Annotated in this window: 21 protein-coding genes, 1 pseudogene and 1 riboswitch; of the genes and pseudogenes, 8 read left to right on the forward strand and 14 right to left on the reverse strand. The window is 74.1% G+C overall.

Features of this window, described 5'->3' with window-relative positions; all coding sequences use genetic code 11:
* Nucleotides 1–42: 42 nt before the first annotated feature.
* The 6 genes from ACFYM6_RS05260 to ACFYM6_RS05285 form a co-directional block, all read right to left on the reverse strand.
* The gene (locus ACFYM6_RS05260) at nt 43–996 is read right to left on the reverse strand and encodes an amidohydrolase family protein (protein WP_387272435.1); all 954 of its coding nucleotides are present in this window, start codon (nt 994–996) and stop codon (nt 43–45) included.
* Complete coding sequence (locus ACFYM6_RS05265) at nt 993–1,820, reverse strand: creatininase family protein (RefSeq protein WP_387272437.1); 828 nt, start codon at nt 1,818–1,820, stop codon at nt 993–995. The genes ACFYM6_RS05260 and ACFYM6_RS05265 overlap by 4 nt, the downstream gene beginning before the upstream one ends.
* On the reverse strand, nt 1,808–3,592 hold the full coding sequence (locus tag ACFYM6_RS05270) for an ABC transporter permease (protein ID WP_387272439.1): 1,785 nt from the start codon (nt 3,590–3,592) through the stop codon (nt 1,808–1,810). The genes ACFYM6_RS05265 and ACFYM6_RS05270 overlap by 13 nt, the downstream gene beginning before the upstream one ends.
* Nucleotides 3,589–4,662 (reverse strand): ABC transporter ATP-binding protein, encoded by a 1,074-nt coding sequence (locus ACFYM6_RS05275; protein ID WP_387272442.1) that lies wholly within the window; start codon nt 4,660–4,662, stop codon nt 3,589–3,591. Before ACFYM6_RS05275 ends, ACFYM6_RS05270 begins: the two co-directional genes overlap by 4 nt.
* 125 nt (nt 4,663–4,787) lie before the next feature.
* Nucleotides 4,788–5,831: an extracellular solute-binding protein gene (locus ACFYM6_RS05280; RefSeq protein WP_073833744.1), complete on the reverse strand. Its 1,044-nt coding sequence runs from the start codon at nt 5,829–5,831 to the stop codon at nt 4,788–4,790.
* A 51-nt stretch (nt 5,832–5,882) separates the two neighbouring features.
* Entirely contained in the window at nt 5,883–7,046 is a 1,164-nt protein-coding gene (locus ACFYM6_RS05285; protein ID WP_357434875.1) for an ROK family protein, read from the reverse strand.
* Between the two features lie 408 nt (nt 7,047–7,454).
* Between ACFYM6_RS05285 and ACFYM6_RS05290 the strand changes: the two genes are divergently transcribed.
* Nucleotides 7,455–10,145 carry a sugar-binding protein gene (locus ACFYM6_RS05290; RefSeq protein ID WP_387272444.1) on the forward strand — a complete coding sequence of 897 codons (2,691 nt, stop codon included), beginning with the start codon at nt 7,455–7,457 and terminating at the stop codon, nt 10,143–10,145.
* A gap of 42 nt (nt 10,146–10,187) precedes the next feature.
* Here the strand turns inward: ACFYM6_RS05290 and ACFYM6_RS05295 are convergent, their stop codons facing one another.
* The 4 genes from ACFYM6_RS05295 to ACFYM6_RS05310 form a co-directional block, all read right to left on the reverse strand.
* The gene (locus tag ACFYM6_RS05295; RefSeq protein ID WP_387272446.1) at nt 10,188–12,467 is read right to left on the reverse strand and encodes a hypothetical protein; all 2,280 of its coding nucleotides are present in this window, start codon (nt 12,465–12,467) and stop codon (nt 10,188–10,190) included.
* The gene (locus ACFYM6_RS05300; RefSeq protein WP_387272448.1) at nt 12,464–13,450 is read right to left on the reverse strand and encodes a glycosyltransferase family 2 protein; all 987 of its coding nucleotides are present in this window, start codon (nt 13,448–13,450) and stop codon (nt 12,464–12,466) included. Before ACFYM6_RS05300 ends, ACFYM6_RS05295 begins: the two co-directional genes overlap by 4 nt.
* Nucleotides 13,451–13,535: 85 nt before the next feature.
* Nucleotides 13,536–15,254, reverse strand: a complete 1,719-nt coding sequence (locus ACFYM6_RS05305; RefSeq protein ID WP_387272450.1) for a glycoside hydrolase family 3 protein — start codon at nt 15,252–15,254, stop codon at nt 13,536–13,538.
* A gap of 47 nt (nt 15,255–15,301) precedes the next feature.
* Nucleotides 15,302–15,793 (reverse strand): DUF3145 domain-containing protein, encoded by a 492-nt coding sequence (locus ACFYM6_RS05310; RefSeq protein ID WP_387272453.1) that lies wholly within the window; start codon nt 15,791–15,793, stop codon nt 15,302–15,304.
* A gap of 324 nt (nt 15,794–16,117) precedes the next feature.
* On the opposite strand from ACFYM6_RS05310, the gene ACFYM6_RS05315 reads away from it, so the two are divergent.
* On the forward strand, nt 16,118–16,447 hold the full coding sequence (locus ACFYM6_RS05315; RefSeq protein WP_357434869.1) for a hypothetical protein: 330 nt from the start codon (nt 16,118–16,120) through the stop codon (nt 16,445–16,447).
* Between the two features lie 114 nt (nt 16,448–16,561).
* Here ACFYM6_RS05315 and ACFYM6_RS05320 read toward each other — a convergent pair whose 3' ends face one another.
* Complete coding sequence (locus tag ACFYM6_RS05320) at nt 16,562–17,188, reverse strand: carbonic anhydrase (protein ID WP_387272455.1); 627 nt, start codon at nt 17,186–17,188, stop codon at nt 16,562–16,564.
* 150 nt (nt 17,189–17,338) lie between these two features.
* Between ACFYM6_RS05320 and ACFYM6_RS05325 the strand changes: the two are divergent.
* The 5 genes and pseudogenes from ACFYM6_RS05325 to ACFYM6_RS05345 form a co-directional block, all read left to right on the forward strand.
* Nucleotides 17,339–18,250 (forward strand): annotated as a pseudogene (locus ACFYM6_RS05325) (alpha/beta fold hydrolase); the annotation flags it as partial.
* 265 nt (nt 18,251–18,515) lie between these two features.
* Entirely contained in the window at nt 18,516–20,633 is a 2,118-nt protein-coding gene (locus ACFYM6_RS05330) for a HelD family protein (protein ID WP_387272458.1), read from the forward strand.
* A gap of 91 nt (nt 20,634–20,724) precedes the next feature.
* Complete coding sequence (locus ACFYM6_RS05335; protein ID WP_387272460.1) at nt 20,725–21,639, forward strand: cation diffusion facilitator family transporter; 915 nt, start codon at nt 20,725–20,727, stop codon at nt 21,637–21,639.
* A gap of 144 nt (nt 21,640–21,783) precedes the next feature.
* A riboswitch (cyclic di-AMP (ydaO/yuaA leader) is annotated at nt 21,784–21,916 on the forward strand.
* A gap of 4 nt (nt 21,917–21,920) precedes the next feature.
* The gene (locus ACFYM6_RS05340) at nt 21,921–22,988 is read left to right on the forward strand and encodes a coiled-coil domain-containing protein (RefSeq protein ID WP_387272462.1); all 1,068 of its coding nucleotides are present in this window, start codon (nt 21,921–21,923) and stop codon (nt 22,986–22,988) included.
* 108 nt (nt 22,989–23,096) lie between these two features.
* The gene (locus ACFYM6_RS05345) at nt 23,097–23,729 is read left to right on the forward strand and encodes a hypothetical protein (RefSeq protein ID WP_387272463.1); all 633 of its coding nucleotides are present in this window, start codon (nt 23,097–23,099) and stop codon (nt 23,727–23,729) included.
* 22 nt (nt 23,730–23,751) lie between these two features.
* On the opposite strand, the gene ACFYM6_RS05350 is transcribed toward ACFYM6_RS05345, so the two are convergent.
* Nucleotides 23,752–24,204 carry an SRPBCC family protein gene (locus ACFYM6_RS05350; protein WP_387272465.1) on the reverse strand — a complete coding sequence of 151 codons (453 nt, stop codon included), beginning with the start codon at nt 24,202–24,204 and terminating at the stop codon, nt 23,752–23,754.
* Between the two features lie 103 nt (nt 24,205–24,307).
* Nucleotides 24,308–24,670, reverse strand: coding sequence for an STAS domain-containing protein (locus tag ACFYM6_RS05355; protein WP_357434863.1), 363 nt, complete (start codon nt 24,668–24,670; stop codon nt 24,308–24,310).
* Nucleotides 24,671–25,099: 429 nt separating this feature from the next.
* Here ACFYM6_RS05355 and ACFYM6_RS05360 point away from each other — a divergent pair, with 429 nt between their 5' ends.
* Nucleotides 25,100–25,504, forward strand: a complete 405-nt coding sequence (locus ACFYM6_RS05360) for a hypothetical protein (protein ID WP_387272466.1) — start codon at nt 25,100–25,102, stop codon at nt 25,502–25,504.
* A 52-nt stretch (nt 25,505–25,556) separates the two neighbouring features.
* Here the strand turns inward: ACFYM6_RS05360 and ACFYM6_RS05365 are convergent, their stop codons facing one another.
* Entirely contained in the window at nt 25,557–26,195 is a 639-nt protein-coding gene (locus ACFYM6_RS05365; protein WP_387272468.1) for a maleylpyruvate isomerase N-terminal domain-containing protein, read from the reverse strand.
* Nucleotides 26,196–26,212 lie beyond the last annotated feature (17 nt).

Raw genomic sequence — 26,212 nt, forward strand, 5'->3', positions numbered from 1 at the left:
CCGCGGGCGGGCGGTGGGCCGCCCCGGTGCGGGTTCGGCCGGTCAGTCGGTCAGGCCGAGCAGCCGTTCGGCGTTGCCGGCGAAGATCGCGCGTAGGTGGTCGTCGGGCAGGCCCAGCTCCCGGCAGACCCGGAGCTGGTCGTCGAGGTAGCGGGTGACGTAGCCGCGCGGGAACCAGGACGAGTCGCTGCCGAAGACGATCCGGTGCGGGCCGATCGTCTCGTAGCAGCGGCGGAACAGGTCCTCCAGGGTCAGCTTGTACGGCATCCACCGCACCCACTGATTGGAGCCGGACGTGTCGACGTGGATGTTGGGGCAACCCCAGGCGGCGAAGAAGAGCTCCTGCACGTGCTGGACCCCGAAGTGCGGCACCACCACGGCCAGTTCCGGGAAGCGCCGGGCCATCCGGGCCAGCTCGTCCGGGCCGCCGTACCGGCCGAAGCTGAGGCCGCCGGCGCTGCCGTAGTGCCCGATGTGGATCAGGACGGGCACGCCGAGTCGCTGGGCGGTACCCCAGAGCGGGTCCAGGTCCTCGTGGTCGAGCGGGCCGCGCAGCAGCGGGGCGAACAGCTTCAGCCCGCGCAGGCCGCGCTCGCTCACCGCGCGTTCCAGTTCCCGCGCGGCGTCCGGGCCGTACGGGTCGTGGTGGGCGAAGCCGAGCAGCAGGTCCGGGTGGCGGTCGACGACGTCGGCGAGGGTGTCGTTGCCGCCGCCGGTCACGAAGACAGCCTTGCGGATGTTGACCGCGCGCAGTTCGTCGGCCCAGCGGTCGGCCTCGTCCTGCCAGCGCTCGGCGGGCGGCTCCGGGTCGGGGAAGCCCCACGCCTGCCGCCACTGCCGGGCGTACGGCGCGGAGCCGGCGGCCCGGACCGTCCGCTCGTGCTCCCCGCCGGGGTGCATGCCGGCCGCCTGCTCGCAGGCGTGGATCGTCTCGTCCGCGCCGATCCGGAAGTGCAGGTGGAAGTCGACGACGTCCAGTCCCCGGTCGAGGGTCATAACGCTCCTTCGGGCAGTGGGTCGGCGGTGGGCGGCGCCGGCGGTGGGGCGGCCACCCAGGCGGCGACGACCTCCCGCAGCCGCTCCCCGGCCAGCGCGCGGACCCGCCGGCCGGCCTCCTCGCTGGCCAGTGAGACATGCCCGGACCAGCCCTGCCAGGGCTCGGGGCGCGACTCCACGAGCACGTACGGGTGGGGCACCGGCAGTTTCGGCCGTGGCGGCAGGTCGGTGGCGGCGTCGAGGCGTACCGCGCCGGGGTCGAAGCCGAGCACCCCGGAGGTCTCGTACGCCCCGCCGTGCCCGCGGGCCGGCGGCGCACCGTAGATCTCCGCAGTCTCCGCCGGGTTGACCAGCTGGAACCAGTTGACCAGCAGCAGGCTGGCGGTGCGCCGGCCGGAGACCCATTCCATGGCGGCCCGGACCGTGGACATGTTCGCGTCGTGGCCGTTGACCACCAGCAGCCGGGGGAAGCCGGCGGCGACGATGCCCTCGATCACGTCGGCGAGGTAGCCGACCGCGATCTCCGGCCGGATCGCCACCGTCCCCGGCCAGGGCCGGGTCTGCCCCGGGCAGGCGGCGTACGCGACGGCGGGGAAGAGCACGCCGCGTGGCCCCGGCTCGTCGCGGGCGGACTCGCCGGCGAAGCCCTCGGCGAGGATCAGGTCGGTGCCGAGCGGCAGGTGCGGACCGTGCCACTCGACCGCGCCGACCGGGAGCACCGCGAAGTCCGCCGCCGCGGCGACCGCGGCGAGTTCCCCGCCGGGGACCCGGGCGGCGGGAAGCAGTCCGCCGCCCGCCAGCCAGCGGTCCGTCACGCCGTCCACTGCGCCGCCTCCCGGCTGGCCTTCGGGCCGCTCTCCAGCCGGCCGGAGACCACCATCACCACGAAGATCAGCACGACCTGGAGCATGCCGTACGCGGCGGCGGTGCCCACCTCGAACGAGTACATCCGGTTGTTGATCTCGACGGAGATCGGCGCGGTCTCCGAGGTGTAGATGAGCACCGAGGCGACGAACTCGCCAACCCCGTGCACGAAGGCGAGCAGCGCGCCGGCCAGCACGCCCGGCAGCATCAGCCGCAGGGTGACCGTGCCGAACGCCCGCCACCAGGACGCGCCGAGGTTGCGGGCGGCCTCCTCCAGCGACGGGTCGAGCTGGGCCAGCGTCGCCGAGCTGGAGCGGAACACCAGCGGCAGGAACCGCACGAAGTACGCCAGCGGCATGATCCAGAAGGTTCCGATGAGGACCTGGCCGAAGCTGAACGCGTTGCCGGTGCTGAACGCCGAGATCAGGTTGATCGCCACCACCGTGCCGGGCAGCGCCCAGGCCAGCATGACCGCCACGTCGAGCAGGCCGCGGCCGCGGAAGTCCAGCCGGCGCACCGCGTACGCGATGAGCACGCCGACCACCACGCAGGCGACCGTGGCGATCAGGCTCATCTGCAGCGAGTTGACGATCGGCCGGTACGCCCCGGCGTCCGTGAAGATCGTGACGAAGTTCTGCATGGTGTACCCCGAGGGGATCACCTCGGTCGTCCACGAGCCGTCCTGCGAGAACGCCACCAGCGCGATCGTGCCCACCGGGGCGAGCAGCACCAGGGTGCCGAGCAGCGAGGCGAGCAGGGCCAGCCACCGGCCGAACGGGTTGGTGAGCTCGCGACGGTGCGCGGCGACGCCCTTGGACTGGGAGCGGTAGCTGCGCCGCCCCTCGTACGAGCGCATGCCGAGCAGGAACAGCACCGACACGACGCCGAGCACCGAGGCGTACGTGGAGGCCATCGGCAGGTCGCCGTTGGTGCGGTTGATGTAGATCTGCATGGTCATCGTCTGGTCCACCCCGAACAGCAGCGGAGCGGTGTACGACGCCAGCGAGGTCATGAAGACCAGCAGCGAGGCGGAGACCAGCGCCGGGGTGAGCATCGGCAGCAGCACCGTGCGCCAGACCCGGAGCCGGCCGGCACCCAGGTTGTACGCGGCCTCCTCCACCGACGGGTCCATCCCGACCAGCGCGGCCGAGGTGGCCAGGTAGAAGAACGGGTACATGGTGAACGTGTGCACCACCAGCACGCCGGCGATGCCGGTGAACGGCAGTACCGGGCTCTCGGTGCCGAACAGGTGCTGCAGGCCCCGCGGCAGGATGCCGGTCTCGCTGTAGAGCAGCTGGAACGAGATCGCCCCGATCAGTGGCGGCAGCGCGGCCGGCACCAGGATGATCGCCTCGATCAGCCGGCGGCCCGGGAACGAGAAGCGCTTGAGCAGGAACGCCATCGCCACGCCGACGATGCCGCAGAGCACCACGCTGGCCGCCGAGATCACCAGCGAGGTGACCAGCGAGGAGCGGGCCACCCCGTCGCCGGTGAGGAAGATGGTGTAGTTCGCCAGGCCGTCCACCCCGACGCTCTCGGCGAAGGTGGCGAACATCGGCTGGACCACGTACCCGAAGAGGATCAGCGCCAGCGGGAAGACCAGGACGTACGGGAACCAGGGTGAATTGGCGCCACCGACGAACCGCCGGGACCGGCGGGCCCGCGGCGGCGTCGGCTCCTTGGTGACGGGCGGGACGGTGGCCGCGCCGGGGGTGGCGGGAATGGTGCTCATGGACGCACCACCCACATCCGCTCCCGGGGCAGCCGCAGCCCGACCTGGTCGCCGACCGCCAGGCCGGCGGGTACGTCGATGGCGGTGACCTGCACCGGCTCGCCGGCCACGTCGACCAGGAGGTTGGTGGACATGCCGGTGAACTCCAGCTCGGTCACCCGGCCGGACAGCGCGCCGGCCTCGGTGGCCGAGCCGAGCCGGATGTGCTCGGGCCGGACGGAGACCAGCGCGGTGGCGTTCTCGCGCAGGCCGTGCTCGGCCGGCGCGGCCACGGTCACCTGGTCGCCGCCGGGCAGCGCGACGGTGACGGTCTGCGGTCCGGCGGTGGCCACCGGCAGGCTGAGCACGTTGCTGCGGCCGATGAACCGGGCCACGAACGCGTTCGCCGGCCGGTGGTAGATCTCCTGCGGCGCACCGATCTGCTGGACCCGGCCGGACTCCATGACGGCGATCCGGTCGGACATCGCCATCGCCTCGGCCTGGTCGTGGGTCACGTAGATGGAGGTGGTGCCGGCCTCCCGCTGGATCCGGCGGATCTCCACCCGGGTCTCCTCGCGCAGCTTGGCGTCGAGGTTGGACAGCGGCTCGTCGAGCAGCAGGGTGCGGGGGCGGATCACCAGGGCGCGCGCCAGCGCGACCCGCTGCTGCTGGCCGCCGGAGAGCTGGTCGATCCGGCGGTCGCCGTAGCCGGCGAGGTGGACCTGGCCCAGCGCCTCCTCGACCCGCCGCTTCGACTCGGCCCGGCCGACCTTGCGGATCTTCAGGCCGTACGCGACGTTCTGCGCCACGGTCATGTGCGGGAAGAGCGCGTAGTTCTGGAACACCATGCCGGTGTCGCGCTTGTTCGGCGGCCGGTGGGTGACGTCCTCCTCGCCGAAGCGGATCCGGCCCGAGGTGGGGAAGTAGAAACCGGCCACCATGCGCAAGGTGGTGGTCTTGCCGCAGCCGCTCGGGCCCAGCAGGGTGAAGAACTCACCCGCGGCGATCCTGATGTCGACGTCGTCGACGGCCGCAGTGTCGCCGGCGCGCGCGAATCGCTTGCTCACCGACTCCAGCGTGACATCGATCATGATGTCTCTCCTTGCGTCCGGTTACTGGGTCTGACCGGTGGTGGGGTGGGGCCAGACCCGGTCTGGCGGCGTGCGTGACGGGGGGCGGGGTGCCGGGCGCGAGGTCGCACCCGGCACCCCGGTGATCAGCCCTTGTTCTTGATCTGGCTGTTCCAGTGGTTGATCCACTCGGTCTCGTTCTTGCCGATCACGTCCCAGTCGACGTCCAGCGGCTTGAGGTTGAGCTGGTTCAGCCACTCCGGCTTCTCGGCGATGTCCACGGCCGGGATCTGGAAGTAGTCCTTGGCCAGGTCGGCGCGGAGCGAGTCGTCGAAGAGGAACTCGATGAACTTCTGCGCGCCGGTGGTGTTGCCGCCCTTGACCGCGGCCAGGCCGTCGACCAGGACCGGGGCGCCGGAGGCCGGCATCACGTACCCGAAGGGCATGTTGGACTGGTTGGCCTGGAGCAGGATGTCCTGCAGGTTCCAGGCGCTGAGGACGCCCTGCTGGCGGGACATCTTCAGGTAGAGGTCGGTCGGGTTGGCCGCGTACGCGCCGGTGTTGGCGTCGAGCTTCTTCAGCCAGTCGTAGCCCGGCTGCGGGTTGCTGCCGTCCGGCGACTGCCGCTGGATCATCGAGGCGTAGATCGACCGCATCGTGCCGGAGGCGGCCACGTCACGGATGATGATCTTGTCCTTCCACTCCGGCTTCAGCAGGTCGTCCCAGTCCTTCGGGGCCTGCTCCGGGGTGAGGGCCTTGTTGTTGTACATGATGACCTCGGGCAGCAGGATCTCGCCGAACCAGCGGCCCTCGGGGTCCTTGTACTTGGCGTCCATCTTGCCCGCGAACGACGGCTGCCAGGGGTTGAGCAGGCCCTCGGTGGCCCCGGCGGCCAGCCCCTGCTGGGTGCCGCCCCACCAGACGTCGGCCTGCGGGTTGGCCTTCTCGGCCCGGACCCGCTCCAGGATCTCCTGCGCGCCGAGGTTGAGGACCTCGACCTTGCCCTTGTACTCGGGGTACTTGGCGGTGAACTTGTCGACGACGAAGGTGGCGACCTTCTTGTCGCGGGCCGTGTAGATCGTCAGCTTCTCGGTTTCGCCGGCGGCCTTGTCGGTCGAGCCGCCACCGCAGGCGGTGCCGGCGGCGAGGACGGCGGCGAGCGCTCCGGCGAGAAGAAGTCGGCGTCTCATGGGGTACCTCCGAGGGATGTGGGGGAACTGCGTTGTTCTGAAGGGAAAGGTCTAGGGGGCGGGTAGCAGGGTGGACAGGCCCGCGGCGGCGGCGGAGAGGGCGTAGCTGACCGCGCCGTGCAGCACGGCCCGGTCGCCGAGGACCGCCCGGCGGACCTCGGTCGGGCTGGGTGCGGCGGCCGACACCAGGGCCTGGAGTCGGTCGACCGCGGCGTCGTCCAGCTCGGCGGCGGCCCCGCTGAGCAGGACCCGGCCGGGGTCGACGACGCAGGCGCAGGAGACGATGAGGCGGGACCAGGCGGCCAGCACCTCGTCCAGGTACGCGGCGGCCAGGTCGTCGGCGGCGGCCAGGTCCACCAGGGCCCGTACCGGCGACTCGGGCCGGCGGCCCGGGGCCAGGGACACCACCTTCTCGGCGATGGCGCTCTCCGACCAGCGGGCCTCGAACGGGCCGATCCCGTCGTGCCCACGGTCGGCCGGGTCGAGGGGCAGGAAGCCCACCTCGCCGGCCGCCCCGCCGGAGCCCCGGCGGACCTGGCCGTCCAGCACCAGGCCGGCCCCGATGCCGTCGGCGACGTGCAGCAGGAGCAGGTCGGCCACGTCCGTGCCGGCGCCGGCCGCGTGCTCGCCGGCGGCCATCAGGTTCACGTCGTTGTCGACCACCACCGGCACCCCGAGCCGCTGCCGCACCGACTCCCCTATCGGCCGCCCCTCCACCAGGCCGACCGAGGGGGCGAGCCGGACCGCACCGCCGGAGGAGACGCCGGGGGCGGCGATGGCCACCCCGCGCAGCGCGGGCAGGCCGTCGCCGGCCAGGTCGGGCACCGCCGTGCAGATCAGGTCGACGATGTCGCCGATGAGCCGCACGGTCCGGTGCGCCACCACGCCGCCGTCGCTGTCGGCGATCTCGCAGCTGATCCGGGACGGCTCCAGCGAGACGGCGGCGACCAGCTCGGCGCGGGGGTTGAACTCCAGCATGGCCCGCGGCCGGCCGGCCCGGGACGCGCCGGGTCCGCGCTCGATCAGATAGCCCTCGGCGATCAGGTCGCGGACCAGCGGGGTGAGCGTGGCCGGGCTCAGCCCGGTGAGCTCGGTCAGCTCGGCGCGGGAGAGCACCCGCACCTGGCGGGCGGCGGAGATCACGGAGAGCCGCTTGATCTCCTTCGACCGCTCCCGGCTCACCGGGCTCGTCGGTGGCGTCACCACGTCAGTCACACTTCCTTCCTACGGCGAACGAATTATTGAGTCAAGTAACGAATGGGTCTCGGCCGCCCGACGTGACCGTGATGAGCAGCGGAAATGTCGACGAACAGGCCGACACTTCCCGGAGCGGAGCAAGATCCAGAGCGCCCATAGCGGCGAATTACTTTCTTCCGCAAATTAAGAAAGATCTTGCACAGCATTGACGAGCCGCCGCGCCGGTCCCTAGCGTCACCGAGCGAAGGCCTTCCAGTGTGTACGGAGTCCCGTACCGCTGCGTACCCGGCGGCCCGGGGTGCCCGTCGGCACCCACCGTCCCGCCGCCCACCGCCCACCGTCCGAAAGCGACCACCACGTCGACGCCGGCCCGCGTCCGACGTCGCTGGCGGCTGCCCGGACCTCGGCCCAGTCGGAAGGATCCGCATGCGACGCAAGACGTTCCTGCTACCCACGGCGCTCGCCCTGGCCCTCTCCGGGGTCCCGGGCGTGGCCCTCGCCGCGCCCGCGCCCGCCCCACCCGCCGTCGACCTCGACGTGCTCTTCGTCAGCGCCCACCCCGACGACGAGGCGGGCAGCCTCGCGACCCTGGGCCAGTGGAAGGAGCGGTACGGCGCGAAGGCCGGCGTCGTGACCATCACCCGGGGCGAGGGCGGCGGCAACGCGGTCGGCCTCGAGGAGGGCCCGCCGCTCGGCATCATCCGCGAGGGCGAGGAGCGCACCGCGATCGGCCGCGCCGGGGTGGAGAACCTGTACAACCTGGACCGCGTCGACTTCTGGTACACCGCCTCGGCTCCGCTCTCCGAGCGGATCTGGGGACACGACGACACCCTCGCGCAGATCGTGCGGGTGATCCGGCAGACCCGGCCCGAGATCGTGCTGACGATGAACCCGTCACCCACCCCGGGCAACCACGGCAACCACCAGCAGGCCGCCCGGTTCGCCGCGGAGGCGTTCCACGCCGCCGCCGACCCGAACGCCTTCCCCGAGCAGCTCACCAAGGAGGGCCTTAAGCCGTTCCGGGCGGCGAAGTTCCTGCGTACCGGCGGCACCGGCAGCTCGTCCGCCGGTCCGGCGTGCGCGTCGAGCTTCGTCCCGACGGTGCCGACCGACCAGGTCTTCGGCGTCTGGGAGGGCACCCCGAGCCGCACCGGGAAGACCTGGGCCGAGATCGAGGTGGACGCCCGCCGCGACTACGTCACCCAGGGCTGGGCCGGTACCGCCGCCGCCCCGACCGATCCGGCCAAGATCCGCTGCGACTTCTACACCCTGGTCGACAGCCGGGTCCCGTACGACCCGGCGGACACCTCCGCGGAGGCGATCCTGCGCGGCTCGGTGCTGCCGGCCGCGCCCGGCGGGCTGCCCCAGGGCACCGAGCTCTACCTGACCACGGACCGGTTCGACCTCGCCCCGGGCGAGACCGTCGAGGTGACCGCGCACGTCCGGGCCCCCCGCGACCGGGCGCTGACCCAGCCCCGGGTCGCCCTCCGGCTGCCCGAGGGCTGGACCGCGACCGGGTCCGGCACGCTGCGCGGCGCGGTGCCGGCGGGCCAGGAGCAGACCGCCACCTTCACCGTCACCGTGCCGGCCGCCGCCGACACCAACCAGCAGCGGCTGCTCGGCGCGACCCTGACCACCGGGCAGGGCGTCGGGCGTACCGACCGGGCGGTGCGGGTGGTCGCCGACGTGCGCGGCACCCTGGAGCCGCTGCCCGAGGTGGGGATCTTCCGGGACTGGGCCGGCGACAGCGGCTACCCGCAGCTGGACACGCTGATCAAGCCGGTGCTCACCATCGGCTCGGGGCAGAGCCGGTCGGTCCGGGTGGATCTGCGCAACCACGGCCAGGTCGCCCAGCGCGGCCAGGTCACGCTCGGCCTGCCGGCGGGCTTCAGCGCCGACGCGGCCACCAGGAGCTACCCCGAACTGGCCCCCGGCGCGACCGGCGCGGTGACCTTCACCGTCACCAACACCGACGCCACCCTGCCCACGGCCAACGAGGGCGGCACCGACGGTGACTACGGGATCACCATCACCACCACCAGCGCCGCCGGCAGCACGGTCGAGACCGGCGCCCTGGAGATCGTCCCGACCAGCGAGGCGCCGCACGCCGGGGCCGGGCACGCGGTGGACGGGGTGGCCGCCCCCGGCGAGTACCCCGGCCCGGAGCTGGACCTCTCCCGGATCTGGGAGGGCGAGCCCACCACGGCGCGGGACGCCTCGGCGACCGGCCGGATCGCCTGGACCGAGGACGCCCTGAAGGTCTTCGTGCAGGTCACCGACGACGTGCTGGGCCGCAAGGTGGTGCCGCAGGACTGCAAGCGGCAGCGCCGCACCGACAGCGTGGAGATCATCATCGACCCGAAGGGGAACTCGGCGGACACCTCCACCGCTTTCAAGGCCGGCATCTTCCCGGTCACCGACGACCCGGCCAACGGCGACCCACCGTGCTGGCAGCGGGACGCCGACAACCGGCAGGGGCCGGGCGCGACGACCGCGCCGGGGATGACCGTGGTCAGCAAGGTCAGCGCGCCGTACACCGGCTACACCATCGAGGCGAGCATTCCGTTCGCCGTGCTGCCGGACGCCGTCGACCCGGCCCGGATGGGCTTCAACGTGCTGGTCTACGACTCGGACACCCAGGACCTGACCTCCCAGTCGCGGCTGGGCTGGTCCACCTTCACCGGCGTACGGGCCGACCCGTACCGGTACGGTCTGGTCACCCTGCCCGGGTACGCCCCGCCGGCCCGCCAGCCCAGCGCCCCGGTGTTCCCGGACACCGCCGCGCGCAGCGTACACAGCCCGCAGACCATCGCGCAGGCGGCGACGGACGGGATCGCGCCGGCGGCCGTGCCGCGGCTGCCGGTGGGCGCCCTGCGGCTCACCGACGCCCGCGCGGTCTCCGACGGTGTCTCGGTCACCCTGCGGGCCGACCGGGCCGGCACCGCGTACCTGTACGGCTGGGACGGTGACCGGTCCACCGGCGACCGCACCGTGGCCCTGACCGCCGGCTCGCCGGTGACCGTGGTGGTACCGGTGACCGCCGGTACGCCGACCTCGCTGCTGGCCGCGTTCGAGGCGGACGGCGCGGCGCTCGCCCAGGCGGTCCCGCTGGGCTGAACCGACCGGGCGGGCCCCTTGTTCGACAAGGGGCCCGTCCGTTCACCGCAGGCGGTAGACCGCCATCCGGGAGTTCGCGAACCGCAGGTCGGCGAGGCGCCGCAGGTCGGGTGCCTCCGGGGCGACCTCCCGGTCGACCACCAGCCAGCGGACGCCGTACCGGTCACGCAGGGCGGCCAGGCCGGCGGCGGTGGGTGCGGTGAAGGCCACGTCGTTGGCACGCTGCCGGGCCGCGTCCCAGAACGGCGCGTACGGGCCCTGCGGCCGGCCGACCATCCGGGGCGCGAACGCCCACCCCTCCACCAGCACCGAGCGCTCCGCGTAGCCGCTGAGCCAGAACGAGCGGGCGTCGCACCAGCCGTCCACCACGGCCCGGCAGTGCACGTTGGTGGCGAGCACGTCGGCCGGGTCGCTGTGCGCGTGGACCCAGCGGGCCGCCTCGACCCGCGAGGCGGGCATCGCCACCACCGGGTACGCCCCGCCGTTCGGGTACGTCCGGGTCGCCGCGGCGTCCAGCACCAGGCCCGGCGCCCCGGCGACCAGCACGGCGGTGAGCAGCAGCAGCCCGCCGCGGCCGGCCAGCCCCGGCCACAGCCCGCACAGCGCCGGCCAGTACAGGGCCACCACCAGCGCCAGCACGGCCAGCGCGCCAGCCCACCAGAGCAGCGGCAGCACCGGGGCGTACGCCGGGCTGGCGGGCGTGCTGATCGCCGAGCCGAGCTGGACCACGGTGAGCAGCACCGCGAACCCGGCCGCCCCGGCGCCGAGCAGCCGCCGGCCCCGGGCGGCGAGGGCGGCCCGGTCGGCCACCTCGATCCAGCCCCACGCGGACAGCAGCACCCCGAAGGCGAACCCGGTGCGGGTGAAGTACTGGTTGCTGCTGCCCGGGTGGCCGACGGCCAGGTAGATCGCCGGCCCGGCGAGCGCGCCGCCGAGCAGGAACACCTGCACCGGCTCCAGCCGCCACCGGCGGTGCCGCAGCAGGGGCAGCAGGCCGGCCAGCCGGAGCTGGAGGTTGAGCAGGAACGCCACCGCCACCGCCGCCCACAGCAGCACGGTGACCGCCGCCGGACGTCCGGTCGGCACGTACGGGCGCAGCCCGGAGAGCGGGTCGAGGGTCACCCCGTGGCTCTCGAAGGCGAACAGCACGGCGGTGGCGAAGAGCTGCGCGGCCAGGGTCAGCCCGGCGGCGACCAGCACGGCCCGGGGCAACCGGCGGCGGACCAGCAGCGCCAGCCCGGCGGTCCCCGTGAGTGCGGCCAGCACCACGGGCAGCGAGCTGGCCTTCGCGCCGGTCGACGCGGCCAGGAAGAGCACGACCAGCGCCCAGGTGCCCCGGCCCAGCGCCGGTACGCGCACCCCGCGGGCCCGGCCGACCAGTTCGCCGAGCGCGGCGATCAGCGGCAGCAGCAGCACCCAGCTGTACGTCATCGACGGGCTGCCCCAGACGACGAAGGTGGCCTGGGTGCCGAAGAGCTGCCGCCAGCCGTTCTCGAAGCCGAACTCCCCGACGGTGAACATCAGCGCGGCGGCCACCACCCCGGCGTACGGGCGGCCGGTGAGCCGCCAGCCGACCACGGCGACCAGCACGGCGGCGAGCGCGCAGAGCGCGGGTACGCCGAGCCGGAAGAAGACCGTCGGCAGGTCGACGCCGCTGACCAGGCTGGTGGCCGCCAGGTGGGCGAAGCCGAACCAGTGGTAGTGCAGCGGTTCCCCGGCGGCCTGCGGCAGGTCCGGCGGGACCTGGTGGGTGGCCGCCCCGGCGAGGGAGAGCTGGAATGCCAGGTCGAGATACTGGGCCTGGCCCTCGTCGCGGGGCAGCACCGGGTTGACGGCGAGGAACGAGAAGTACAGGTAGAGGGTGAAGCCGGCGACCACCCCGGCCAGCGACCACGCCCAGCCGGCCGGCGCGACGGTGGCGTAGCGCACCCGCCAGTGCCGCCGCAGCCGGGGTACGGCGGCGAACGGCAGCAGCACGGCGAGCGGCCACAGCCGCAGCCAGCCGGGCACACCCAGGGCGGTGCACGCCGCCCAGGCGGCCAGCTCCAGCACCAGCCCGACGGCCGCGCCCAGGGCCAGGTCCTCGATCAGGGTGTGCGGCCGGCGGCGCAGCGCGCGGAACACCAGCGTGCCGGGGAGCAGCACGGCCAGCAGCGCGTACCCGGTCCAGCGGGCGACCGCCGCGACCGGGGTACCGGCCACCAGCAGCACGGCGGCGACGAACGCGTACCCGGCCACGGCCGGGGCGTGGCGCAGGGCGGCCGGGCGGCGGCGCGGCGCCACGGCCGACGGGGCGAGGCCGCCGCTGGCGAGGGCGGTCACCGCAGGCTGTCAGCCAGCTCGGCGGCGTCCGGGCGGGCCGGCTCACCGCCGGCGCTGTCGCTGGCCACCGCGTACGGCGGCCGGCCCTGCACCGCCGTGTAGATCCGGGCCACGTACTCGCCGAGCAGCCCGAGGCAGAGCAGCTGCACCGCGCCGAGGAAGAGGATCGCCACGTAGAGCGAGGGCCAGCCGGTGACCGTCGCGCCGGCGAACCAGGCCAGCACCGCGACCACCACCAGCACGCCGCAGAGCGCGACCCCGACCAGCCCCAGCCAGGTGGCCACCCGCAGCGGGGCGGCGGAGAAGCTGGTGACGCTCTCCACGGCCAGCCCGGCCATCCGGGACAGCGGGTACTTGGTCCGCCCGGCGGCGCGTTCCCGCCGCTCGTAGGCGACCTCGCCGCTGGCGAAGCCGAGCCACGGCACCACCAGCCGGAGCACCGGGCTGCGCTCCGGCAGCGCCCGCAGCGCCTCGACCACCGCCCGGCTGAGCAGCCGGAAGTCCCCGGCCTGGGCGGGCACCTGCGCGCCGACCAGGTGCCGGACCAGGCGGTAGTAGCCGGCCGCGGTCCACCGCTTGAACCGGGAGTCCCGGCTCCGGTCGGCCCGGACGCCGTAGACCACGTCCAGGCGGTCGGCGCGGGCCCGGCGGAGCATCTCGACGATCACCTCGGGCGGGTCCTGGAGATCTGCGTCGATGCTGACCACGAAGCCGCCCCGGGCGCGGAGCAGCCCCGCGACCAGGGCCGCCTGGTGACCGCTGTTGCGGCGCAGCCGCAGCACCCGCAGTTCGGGCCAGCCGGCCCGCAGCACCGCCAACCCCGCCGCGGTGCCGTCGGTGCTGCCGTCGTCGACCGCCACCACCTCGTACGCCTCGCCGAGCCCGTCCAGCACGCCGCGCAGCCGCGCGGCGAGCAGCGGCAGGACGGCCGCCTCGTTGAACATCGGCACCACCACGGAGAGCGCCGGCTCAGGTGCGGTCACGGCCCCTCCGTTCCTGCGCGGCGGACGGCCCGACGCTACCAGTCGGACTGGTCGCGAACGGCCGGTTCAGGGCCGTCGACGCAGGTCAGGTGCCGCAGGCGGTGGCGGGCAGCCCGGTCACCGGCACCGGGGACCGGCCGGTGGGGCGGGCCTTGCCGGCGAGCACCCCGGCCAGGGCGGTCAGCGACGCCCGGCTGGACGAGTAGGTCGCCAGCAGCGTCGGCGACTTCGCGTCGGCCAGCACGTACGGGGTGTCCATCGCCACCGTCACCGCCGCGTCCGCGCGCAGGTCGTCGGCGCTGTCGCCGTACCCGACGAGGTGCACCACGGTGCCGCCGCGCGGCAGCACCCGGACCCCGGCGGCGGTGAGCGCCTGGGTCAGCGCGGCGCGGCTGCGGTCCCGTCCGGCGGAGGAGGTGACGGTGACCGGGCCGACCACCGGGGCGCCGCACCGGCCGCGCAGCAGGGTGACCGCCGCGGCGGCCAGGTCGGTGGCGGCCTTGCGGTGCTCGGCGCCGGCCAGCGTCGACAGGTCCGGGGCCGGCCGGTCGGCCAGTTTGAACTTCATGGTCAGCACCCGGGTGACCGCCTCGACCAGGCGGGCCCGGGGCAGCGAGCCGTCGCGCAGCGCGGCCAGCAGCCCGTCGTACGCCTGGCCGACGTTCGGGGTCATCAGGATGAGGTCGTTGCCGGCGTTGAGCGCCCGGACCGCGGCCTCCCCCGGCGACCACCGCTTGGCCGGCGCCATGTTCATCCCGTCCGTGACCACCACGCCCGGGAAGTGGAACTGGCCGCGGAGCACGTCGGTGAGGAGCTTGCGGGAGAACGTGGCGGGGGTGCCCGGGTCGACCGCCTGCACGTCGAGGTGAGCGGACATCACCGCCAGCGCGCCGGCGTCGATCCCGGCGCGGAACGGCGGGAACGCGGTGCGGTCCAGCTCGGCGCGGGACTGGGTGATGACCGGGAGATCCTGGTGCGAGTCGTCGGCGCTCAGGCCGTGGCCCGGGAAGTGCTTCACGGTGGCGGCCACGCCGGCGGCCTGCAGCCCCCGGACCGCGCCGGCCACCTGGTCGGCGGCGTTCTGCGGGTCCGCGCCGAAGGAGCGGGAGCCGATCACGGTGCTCCGGGTGGCCAGCACGTCGGCGACCGGGGCGAAGTCCATGTTTATCCCCATGGCGGCCAACTCGGCGCCGGCGGCCCGCCAGGCGGCCTCGGTCAGCGCCGGCTTCCCGGCCGCGCCGGCCGCCATCGGGCTGGGCAGCAGGGTCACCCCGTCGGTGATCCGGGTGACCACGCCGTACTCCTGGTCGGTGCCGATCAGGAAGGGGGCCGGGCCGGCGGGGAGCTTCCCGGCGGCCGCCCGCAGCCCGGTGGTCAGCTCCCGGACCTGCTTCGGGTTGTCGACGTTGGTGGTGGCCTGGTTGCCGGAGGTGGGGTCGTCGGCGCTGAAGCCGACCAGGATCACCCCGCCCAGCCGGTACTTCGCCACCATCGCGGCCGGGGTGTCGACCCCGGCCAGGGCCTGGTTGCCGGCGGCCGACCCCGGAGAGACCTTGGTGGCGGAGCTGCCGTACGCGTACGGCATCAGCACCTGGCCGACCAGATCCTCGTCGGCCAACGTGCGGACCAGCGCCGCCGCCCGGGCCGCCGGGTCGTCGGCGGACGGGGTCGGCGCCGCGGCCGACGGGGGCGGGCTCTCCGCCGCGGCGGTCCGCGGGCCCCTCGGCTGGTTCGCGCAGCCGGAGACGAGCAGCGCGGTCAGTGCGGCGAGCGCGACGAGGGCACGTCGAGGGGTGGTCGACATCCACCCATCCCACCAGTTCCCCGCGTACCGGGGCAACTTGACCTTTGTCAGCCGACCCGGGTGAGCAGGGTCACCGGGGCGCCGTCGCCGGCGTACCGGTACGGCTCCAGTTCGGCGTCCCAGGCGGTGCCGAGCGCCTTGTCGAGGGCGTGCGCGAGCGCCTCCGGGGCCCGGACGGACGCCATGATGCTGCGCAGCCGGTCCTCGCCGAGCTGGATGTCACCGGCCGCGCCGACGGTGGCCCGGAACAATCCCCGCCCCGGGACGTACATAAAGCGCTCGCCGTCGACGCCCGGGCTCGGTTCCTCGGTCACCTCGAAACGGATCATGGGCCACTGCCGGAGGGCAGCAGCCAGCTCGGCGCCCGTCCCCGGGCTACCGGTCCACCCGCACTCGGCGCGCCGGGCGCCGGGATCGACGGGCTGGGCCGTCCACTGCAGGTTGACCGGCGCGGCGAGGACGCGCGCGATCGCCCACTCGACGTGCGAGCACACGGCGAGCGGGGTCGAGTGGACGTATACGACGCCACGCGTTGGCACGGTGACCTCCCGGAGAGCGAGGTGCGTCTTCCCCTACGACCTCGTCCACCCGAGTGGTGTCCGTAACACATGATGACCGGTGTGACGGATGGTGCGCCAGCGAATCGGAAAATTCGCCGCGCCGGATTGGCGGAAATACCCGGGCGGCTGACCCCGTTGACCCTCCTGACGGCACGATGACCAGCCAGGCATCGAGGTCGTGTACAGTTCTCTGGGCGGTTCTGTGCCGCCGCACATCTTCGCGGGCCGACGCTCACCCGGGCGTCACCCGCAACAGCCCCCGGACGTTTCAGTCCCTCCCGTACGTCTCCAAGGAGTACCTCCGTGGCGAGCAACACCTCTAAGACCGCGCGCGCCTCAGTCCGGGCCGGCCAGGCTGGCCAGGGTGGCGCCCTCAGCGTGCTGGGCGAGTTCAAGTACCTCATCCCGCTCAACGGCGGCAAGCACGCCTACGTGCGCAACCTGACCAACGGCAAGACCGAGCGCCTGCGCACCGACTCCGAGGCCTTCATCGAGGAGATCCGGACGCTGGCCGCCGCCGGCCACGCCGCCAAGGTCCGCGCCGAGATCAACAACCTCGCGGCCGACTACCCGGACCACGGCTGGGACAAGACCGAGAAGCGTCTCGTCGAGGCCGGTGTCTTCGAGGGCTGAGTCCCGCACCGCGACACCACGAACCGCCCGCCGGGTCACCCGGCGGGCGGTTCGTCGTTTCCGGACCCTGACGGCTGATGCGACCTCGGCCCGAGGCGTCGACGGACGAGGCCGTTACTCCGCCAGCAGTGCGACGTCGCCGGTGGCCAGGTCGTAGAGGGCGCCGACCACCGCGACCCGCCCGGCCGCGACCGGGCCGGCCAGCAGGTCGTCGGCGCGCAGCGCGGCCACCGTGCGCCGGACGTGCCGGCGGACGGCCCGCGGGTGGGCGGACGGGTCGTCCGCGCCGACCTCCCGGACCGCCGGGGCGATCTGGTCCACCACGTACGCCAGCGAGCCGCCCGGCCGGTCGCCGGTGCGCAGCGCCTCCACCGCCGAGCCGACCGCCCCGCACCGCTCGTGTCCGAGCACCATCACCAGCGGCACGCCGAGCTGCCCCACCACGTACTCGATGGAGCCGAGCACCGCGCGGTCCAGCACGTGCGCCCCGGTGCGGATCACGCAGATCGAGCCGAACGTCTGGTCGAAGATCGCCTCCAGCGGCACCCGCGAGTCGATGCAGCCCAGCACCACCGCGTACGGCTGCTGGTCGCCGGAGGCGACGGCCGCGGCCGCAGTGACGTCGTGGCCGTGCACCGGCTGGCCGCTGACGAACCGACGGTTGCCGGCCAGCAGCTCGGCCAGGGCGGTACGCGGCGTCCGGGCAGCTCCGGCGGCCGGTGTCGGGCTGGGCGGCGGCATGCCCTCCAGCCTGGTCGCTGATCCGACCGTGCGGGGGGAGGTCGGGAATCTTCTCCGCGACGCGGTTGGCGTGCTGTCATGGCGGGTAGCCGGTTGTTACCGCCGGGTTACGCCGGTGTGTGAACATCGGTCGGCCCGGGGGAGGTGGACATGCCGGAGCACCTGGAGGTACGGCTGTCCGACGGCGTACGGCTGCACGTGGCGGCGACCGGGCCGGTCGACGCCGAGGTCACCGCGGTCCTGCTGCACGGCTGGACGCTGGACGGGCGCAGCTGGCACCGGCAGTTGGCCGCGCTGCGGGCGCGGTACGGCGACCGGGTGCGGGTGGTCACCTACGACGCCCGCGGGCACGGCCGGTCGAGCTGCATGGCGCTGCGTACGGCCACCCTGGCCCAGCTCGGCGACGACCTGGCCGCGGTGCTGGACGAGGTCGTCCCGCACGGGAAGGTCGTCCTGGTCGGGCACTCGCTGGGCGGGATGACGGTGATGGAGTACGCCCACCGCCATCCCGCGCACTTCGCCGCCCGGACCGCCGGGCTGGTCTTCGTGTCGACCACCGCCGAGGGGCACACCCACACCGGCTACGGGCTCTCGCCCCGCATCGCCCGGTTGATCCGGCTCGCCGAGACCACCGGCGCCGGGATGCTCGCCCGCTGCGGCGCCTGGCGTCCGCCGCACGCCCTCCTCCGCGCACTGCGCCCGAGCATCCGCTGGATGCTGTTCGGCGACCGCTGCGACCCGGCCGACATCCGGCTGGTCACCTCGGCGGTGGCGCACGCCTCGCTCCGCTCGATCGGCGGCTTCCGCGCCTCGATCGGTGCCCAGCACCGGCTGGACACCCTGGCCGCGCTCGGCCGGGTGCCGGCCGCCGCGCTGGTCGGGGACCGGGACCGGCTCACCCCGCCGCCCTGTGCCGAGTCGATCGCCGCCGCGCTGCCCAGCACCGAGCTGACGGTGTGCCCGGGCGCCGGCCACATGCTGATGATGGAACGGCCCGACGAGGTGAACGCCGCCCTCGCGGCGGTGCTCGACCGGGCCCTGGCCCGGCCGGCCGAGCCGGCCGCCGAGCCGGTCGCTGAGCCGGTCGCTGAGCCGGTCGCTGAGCCGGTCGCTGAGCCGGTCGCTGAGCCGGTCGCTGAGCCGGTCGCGCCCGGCGGTGCCGGCCGCGCCCGGGAAGCGGCCTGACCCGTGGTGGGAACGCCCAGATAACGGGCAACCGGCACGCGCGGGTGCCGGGCACCGGCATGGCCGCGACAACGGCCGGGAGGGCGGCCCGTACCCTCATTCAGCCCGCCGTACCCGCCGCGTGACCACAGGAGCCCCCGCCGTGAGCGACCAGACGACCCTGGAACGGGAGATCGCCGTGGAGCAGCGGCATCTCGACCGGGTGTACGCCCGGCTGGCGGAGCTGCGCCGGTCGGCCGCCGACGCCGAGCGGGAGGGCTACCGGCTGGCCCGGGTCGGCAACTTCGGCGCGCTGGTGGAGCGGGACGCGATGGTCTTCCACGCCGCCCAGCGCCGGTACGTGCTGGACGCCGAGCACGAGGGGCTGGTCTTCGGCCGGCTGGACCTGCGTACCGGGCAGGTGCTGCACGTGGGACGGCTGGGCATCCGCGGGAAGAACGCCGAGACGCTGGTGGTGGACTGGCGGGCGCCGGCCGCCGCCGCCTTCTACCAGGCCACCCCGGCCGAGCCGATGGGCGTGGTCCGCCGGCGCACCATCCAGTCGTCGGCGGAGCAGGTCACCCGGATCGAGGACGACCTGCTGGACCCGGAGTCGGCGCCGCCGGACCTGGCGGTGGTCGGCGACGGCGCGCTGCTGGCCACCCTGTCCCGGGCCACCGGACGGGGCATGCGGGACATCGTCGCCACCATCCAGCGCGAGCAGGACGAGGCGATCCGCTCCCCCGGCTCGGGCGTCACGCTCGTCTCCGGCGGCCCGGGCACCGGGAAGACGGCGGTGGCGCTGCACCGTGCGGCGTACCTGCTCTACTCCGACCGGGCCCGGTACGCCGGCGGCGGGATCCTGGTGGTCGGCCCGTCCAGCGTGTTCGTCGAGTACATCGCCTCGGTGCTGCCCTCGCTCGGCGAGGAGACCGCCACCCTGCACTCGCTCGGCTCGCTCTTCCCCGGCATGTCGGCGACCCGTACCGATCCGCCCGAGGTGGCCGCGGTGAAGGGGTCGCTGCGGATGCGCCGGGTGCTGGAACGCGCGGTCCGGGACGCGGTGCCGGACTCCCCCACCGAGCTGCGCCTGCTCTACCAGGGCGAGCTGCTCCGCCTGACCAGGGACCAGCTGGACGCGATCCGGAACAAGGTGCTGCCCCGTGGCGCGCGCCGCAACGAGGTGCGCCGGGCCGGGTTCGACGGCGTCCTCGCCGCCCTGTACGCGCAGGCCCGCCGGCTGCGGATCGGCCGGCTGCCGGAGCAGCCCGCGTTCGAGGACGAGATCATCGACCGGCCGGAGTTCCGCGAGTTCCTGAAGGCCTGGTGGCCCCGGTTGCACCCCCGGCACGTGCTCGGCTGGCTGGCCCGCCCGGAGCGGCTGCGCCGGTACGCGGGCGGTGTCCTGTCCGGCGCCGAGATCCGGCTGCTCACCGAGGCGTACCGGACGCTGGACCGGGCCGGGCTGACCATCGCCGACATCGCCCTGCTGGACGAGCTGGACGCGCTGCTCGGCAAGCCGGTGCAGCGGGCGAAGCCGAAGCGCGACCCGTTCCAGCTCGCCGGGGGCGTCCGGGAGCTGAGCACGTTCGCCGACCGGCAGCGGGCGGCCCGGGCCGCGGCGCGCGAGCGCCCGGAGGACTACCGCGACTACGCCCACGTGGTGGTCGACGAGGCGCAGGACGTCTCCCCGATGCAGTGGCGGATGATCGGCCGGCGGGGCCGGCTGGCCTCGTGGACGGTGGTGGGTGACCCGGCGCAGACCGCCTGGACCGGCGACCCGGAGGAGCTGACCCGGGCCCGGGACCAGGCGCTGGGGCGGCGCCGCCGGTACCGGTACGAGCTGACCACCAACTACCGCAACTCGGCGGAGATCTTCGCAGTGGCGGCCGCGGAGATCCGCCGGCTCTACCCGGACCTGCCGCTGCCCACCGCGGTCCGCTCCACCGGCGTCGAGCCGGTCGAGCTGGCGGTGCCCCCCGCCGAGCTGGCGCCGGCCACCGTGGCGGCGGCGCGCGCCCTGCTGGCCGAGGTGGAGGGGACGGTCGGCGTGATCACGCCGGTGCCGCGCCGGGACGAGGTCGCCGGCTGGCTGGGCGAGCTGGGCGGCGGCCGGCTGCAGGTGGTGACCAGCCTCCAGGCCAAGGGCATGGAGTACGACGGCGTGGTGCTGGTGGCCCCGAGCGAGATCCGGGCCGATCCGGGGTCCGGCGTCCGCACGCTCTACGTGGCGCTCTCCCGGGCCACCCAGCGCCTCACCACCCTCGACCCGGTGGGCTGACGGCGGCTCCGGCGACGCCCATTCACTCGCACATATAGCGATGTGAGCATAGATTGGGTCGGGCCGGGGTGCGGAACGGAAGGGTGTGGGCGTGGGCGCAGGTCATGACCACAGCGGCACGGTCGCCAACGCCGCGCACCGCCACCGGGGCCGGCTCTGGGCCGCCTTCGGGCTGCTCAGCGCCCTGATGGTGGTCGAGGCGGCGACCGCCTTCGCGACCGGCTCGCTGGCCCTGCTCTCCGACGCCGGGCACATGTTCACCGACGTCCTCGGCATCGGCATGGCGCTGGCCGCGATCACCGCCACCCGGCGCGCCGAGACCGATCCGCAGCGCACCTTCGGGCTCTACCGGCTGGAGGTGCTGGCCGCCCTCGCCAACGCGGTGCTGCTCGGCGCGGTCGCCGCGTACGTGCTCGTCGAGGCCGTCCGCCGGTTCGGCGAGCCACCGGAGGTCCTCGCCGGGCCGATGCTCGCCGTGGCGGTGCTCGGCCTGCTCGCCAACCTGGTCGCGTTCGGGCTGCTGCGCAGCGGGGCGCAGGAGAGCATCAACCTGCGCGGGGCCTACCTGGAGGTGCTCGGCGACCTGCTCGGCTCGCTCGGCGTGATCGGCGCCGCCCTGGTCATCACGTTCACCGAGTGGTGGTGGGCGGACCCGCTGGTGGCCGTCGCGATCGGGCTGTTCATCCTGCCGCGCACCTGGCGGCTCGGCCGGGCCGCGGTCCGCATCCTGGTGCAGGCCGCCCCGGAACACCTGCAGGTGACCGCCGTGCACGACCGGCTGGCCGCGGTGCCCGGCGTCGCCGAGGTGCACGACCTGCACGTCTGGACGCTCACCTCCGGCATGGACGTGGCCTCGGCGCACCTGACCACCACCCCCGACGCCGAGGTGGGCGAGGTGCTCGCCGCCGCGCGGGCCGCGCTGCACGATGACTTCCGGATCGATCACGCCACGTTGCAGATCGAACCCGGGGCGTCACCCGGCGCGTGCGGATCCGTCGAGTGGTAATTGAGGACAACCTTAATTCCAAGTGGCTATTGTGCACTAGTGCCGGCTTATGCCCGATTCCCGTTCGCCGCCTACGGCGACGGGCCGGAACAGCGCCGGTAGGCTCGGTCGCGGCTTCCGCCGGGCGACGCCCAGCAGCGTCCGCGGTGGCCGTCGCCTAATCGCCACAGCACGGCGAGCCGGGGAACCACGTACCTGGGGTGCATCCGCGTCAGCGGTAGGGATCTTCCGTCCCGAACCCGTCAGCTAACCCGGTCGGCGGTTGACGGAAGGACACGTGAATGCCACCAGTGGCACCTGTACGAAGGACGGCCGCCCGGTTGGCGGCCCTGCTCGTCGCGGCGCTCGCCCTCGGCGTCGCGGCCACGCCGGTCTCCCCCGCCTCGGCGGCTCCCCCGACCGGCCTGCTCGCCGCCGCACCCGGCGACGACGAGGGCGGCACACCGGCGCTGCGCGCGCAGCTCGACGCGGCCAGCAAGGGCTGGCTGGAGGCGCGGACCGCGTTGAACCGGTCGGTGAGCCGGCAGCAGCAGCTCACCGCCCAGCTCAAGACGATCAACAGCGAGCTGGGTGTACGCGACGCCAAGGTCGGTGAGCTCGCCGGGTTGGCCTACCGGACCGGGCGGCTCGGCACCGCCGCGGCGCTGCTCGGCAGCAGCAACCCGGAGGGCTTCATGGACCGGGCGCTCACCCTGCAGCAGGTCGCCGCACACGAGGACCGGGCCCTGCGCGACCTGATCGACACCCGGGACCAGGCCACCCGCACCCAGAACGCGCTCAACGGCGAGATCCGGGAACATCGCAAGCAGGTCGCGATCATGGCCAAGCGCAAGGCACAGGCGGAACGCGCGCTGGAGGTGGCGAACAACCGAACCACCGGCACCGCCGGCGGCAGCGTGCAGGGCACGTCCCGGGCCAACGCCACCCCCGCGAAGCGCAACGCCGACGGTTCCTGGCCCGCGGAGTCGTGCAGCGTCAACGACCCGACGCCCGCCGACGGCTGCATCACCCCGCGCACGCTGCACGCGCTCCAGCAGGCCAAGGCGGCCGGGTTCACCCGGTACGTCTCCTGCTACCGGCCCAGCGGCTCGGGTGAGCATCCCAAGGGCCGGGCCTGCGACTTCGCCGCCCAGAAGAACGGCTTCGGCGGGGTGGCCACCGGCGGCGACAAGACGTACGGCAACAACCTGGCCGCGTACTTCATCCGCAATGCCGACCCGCTCGCCGTGCTCTACGTGATCTGGTACAAGCAGATCTGGCTGCCCAGCAGCGGGTGGAAGGCGTACAGCGGGGGCAACGGCGACCCGTCCAGCGACCACACCAACCACGTGCACCTGTCGGTGTACTGAGCCCGCGGTGGCCCGCCGCCCGGCGGGCCACCGTACGCCCACCGACGTACGCCGGATGTCGTCGCGCGGCCCACGACGCCGGGCCGGCGACGGCCGAGCATCGAGGGCATGAGCCGACTCTCGCCCACCACGCGCAAGGCACTGCTCACCCTGCACCTGGTCACCTCGCTGGGCTGGCTCGGCGCCGACCTGGTGCTGGTCACCCTCGGCATCGCCGGGCTGCGCGGCGCCGACCCGGAGGTGGTCTATCCGGCCGCCGGGCTGCTGGTCACATACCTCTTCGCGCCGCTGAGCGTGGCGGTCTGGCTGGTCGGGCTGGCGAGCGCGCTGCTCACCCCGTGGGGCCTGCTGCGCTGGCGCTGGGTGCTGGTGAAGTTCGCGATCACCACCGGGATGCTCGGCCTGGTCCTGCTGCTGCTCACCCCGACCGTGCGCGGGCTCGCCGAGCTGGGGCCCGAGCTCGCCACCCGGGACCGGCTGGACCTGGTCATCCCGCCGGCGGTCTCCAGCAGCCTGCTGATCCTGATGACCGTGCTGTCCACCTACAAGCCGTGGGGACGGCTGCGCCGCGCCACGTCGGCGACCCGGCGGCCGGCCGACGGCTCCAGCGACGGCTTCCGGTCGCGGCGCGGGGTCAGACCGGCCTTCATTCGGCCCGGAGCGCCGCCTGGCGGCGCGGAGGCCGAATCATGGCCGCCAGCCGAGCCGGAGTTGCCGCAAACCGCCGGGCGGCGGGCCTAGCCGGTAGGGTCGCCGCACCGGCTCAGTCGGCGTGCCCCTCGAGGGTCGCGCCGAGCCGGCTGGCCAGGCCGAGATGGGCCGCCCGGGCCTGCCGGAAGGCGTACCCGAACAGCGGCGCCGGGGCGGAGAGGGTGATCTCGACGTCGATCCGCACCACGCCGCCGGGCTCGTCCCGCAGCCGGGTGTGGTTGCGGACGGTGGTGGCCGGCTGCTGCCGGGCCACGGTCACCACCTCGTCCTCGTTGGCGACCAGCACGTCCGCCTGGTAGGTGACCGGGAAGTGCAGCGGCCCGAGCGCCAGCCGGTCGGTGATCGCGTAGCTGGCCAGGGCGCCGGGCCGGGGCGGGAGCTGGCGGACCCGGACGATCAGCGGATGCAGCTCGCCCTGGCGGGTCAGGTCGCTGAGCAGGGCGACCGCCTCCGACCGTGCGCACCGAGCCTGCACGGTGTAGCTGAAACTGTCGCTGCTGAGCAAGCCGTACTCCCCTAGCCGTCGCCGGTGGGCACGATCGTCCCGCACCGGGGGCCGGCTGGCAACGGTCGGAAGACCCGGGTCCGAGCGGTCCGGCGGGCAGGGCTCAGGCGCCGGGGAGCACCTCGGGCGTGGGGGTGTCGGCGAAGTACGGCTCGGGAGCGCCGAAGAGGCCGAGCAGGCCGGTGACCCAGAGCTGCCGGTGCACGAACCGGCTCGGCTCGGTGACCACCAGCTTGACACCGCTCACCTCGGCGGTCTGGAAGCCGGCGACCATGGCGCTGATGCCGACCGAGTCGATGAAGGTGACCAGGCGCATGTTCAGCTCGATGCGGGCGGGCCGGCCCTTCGCAAGCACCTCGGCGATCGCTTCCCGCACCTCGTACGCGGTGTCGACGTCGATCTCGCCCCGCGGGGCGATCTGGACGACACCACCCGGCTGAACAGACTTCACGATCGACAGGCTCACGCGAACACCTCCACTCGCCCGTACGGGCGCCTCATCAGTACGCGGGCCGCGACCGAGAGTATTCCTCCGACGGCCTCGGTCGCCACCCCTCGGGATGAGCAATTCGCGGACTGGGCACACCTGGGCATCCCAATCCGGACCTTCCAGTTCCTATTCCGCTACGACAGGCTCTCACTATTCAACGACCGACGAGGGTCGCCGATCCGCCGACCCAGGGTAGCCGCCCCCCGCTCGCCGGGCCCGCACCCGGCCCTCGGCGCGTTCGGGTGGTCTGTCCCATCCTGCCCCAGTCGGCCGCGACGGGGCGCGCCGGGGTGGTTTGCGCCGAGTCCGCTCCGGGCACTGGCCGGGATGGGCGGACCGTCCCGCGCCCGATCGTCACCGGAGTCCGAAGTGGCCGTCGGCCTTCGGCACCCCGAGGAGGTAACCATGTTCGGATCCACCCTGCTGGACCGTCGCAGCAAGCCCGAGCGGATCGCGGACCAGGCGTGGCAGCAGTTGCATTCCGCTGTCGACGCCGCCGGCGACAGTGTCCGGGGCGCCGCGCGGTCCGCCCGCCGCAACGGCTCCGGCCTCGCCGACGACGCCAGCGACCTGGTCGGCTCGGCTGCCGAGGAGGCCCGCCGCCGGGCCACGCTGGCCTTCGACGCGCTCGCCGGCCGGCGGCCGGCGCTGCCCTGGGCGCTGCTGATCAGCGCCGCGCTGGCCGGCGCTGCGGTCGGCTGGGCGGCCGGCACCTTCGCCCGGGCGGCCGGCAGCCGAGCCCGGGAACTCGGCGAGATCGAGTTCGTGGACGTGGACCGGCCGGACTCGGCGGCCGGCCTGGACCGCTGACCCGCTCGCCACGACGGCGGTGTCCCGAGCTGGGGGCACCGCCGTCGGCGCGTCAGAACGCGGTGACGCTCGCCGGCGCCCGTTCGGCCCGGCTGAGTGCCCGCAGCACGGCCGGCTGGCCGTGCCGGCGTACGGCGAGGCGGGCGAGCAGGGCGAGCACCGGGTCCAGCACGTCGGCCGGCAGCTCCGGGGTGGGTACGCCCAGGCTGAACGCGAGGTCGTCGGAGTGCACCGCCAGCTCCATCAGCCGGGTGGTGAGGTAGTCGTCCAGCGCCAGTGACCAGGGCCCCCGGGCCAGGTGCACCACCCGCCCGTCCGGCTCGGCGGGCAGCGCGACGGCCAGCTCGTCGACCGCGGCGCCGACCGCGGCCAGCAGCGCCTCGGGGCCGTCCGCGGCGATCCGTTCCCCGGACCGGCGGATGCCCACGTTCACCTCGTCGTCGACCGACGCGCCGATCCAGGTGCCCCGGGCGTAGTGGTCGAGCAGGCCGATCGGCTCGCCCGGCGGCACCGGCTCCGCCAGCACCGTGGGCACGGCCAGGATCTGGAAGGCGAGGTGGCCGGCGAGTCCGCCGATCCGGAACTCGGCCAGCGCGCTCGGGGCGTCCCACTGCTTCGCCACGGCCGGGTCGGCGAGCAGCGCCGCGGCCGAGCAGGCGGCGGTCAGGTAGGCGGTCCTGATCGGGTGCATCGGGCGTACCCCTCTCG

It is taken from the genome of Micromonospora sp. NPDC006431, from assembly GCF_042870725.1.
GTDB lineage: Bacteria > Actinomycetota > Actinomycetes > Mycobacteriales > Micromonosporaceae > Micromonospora.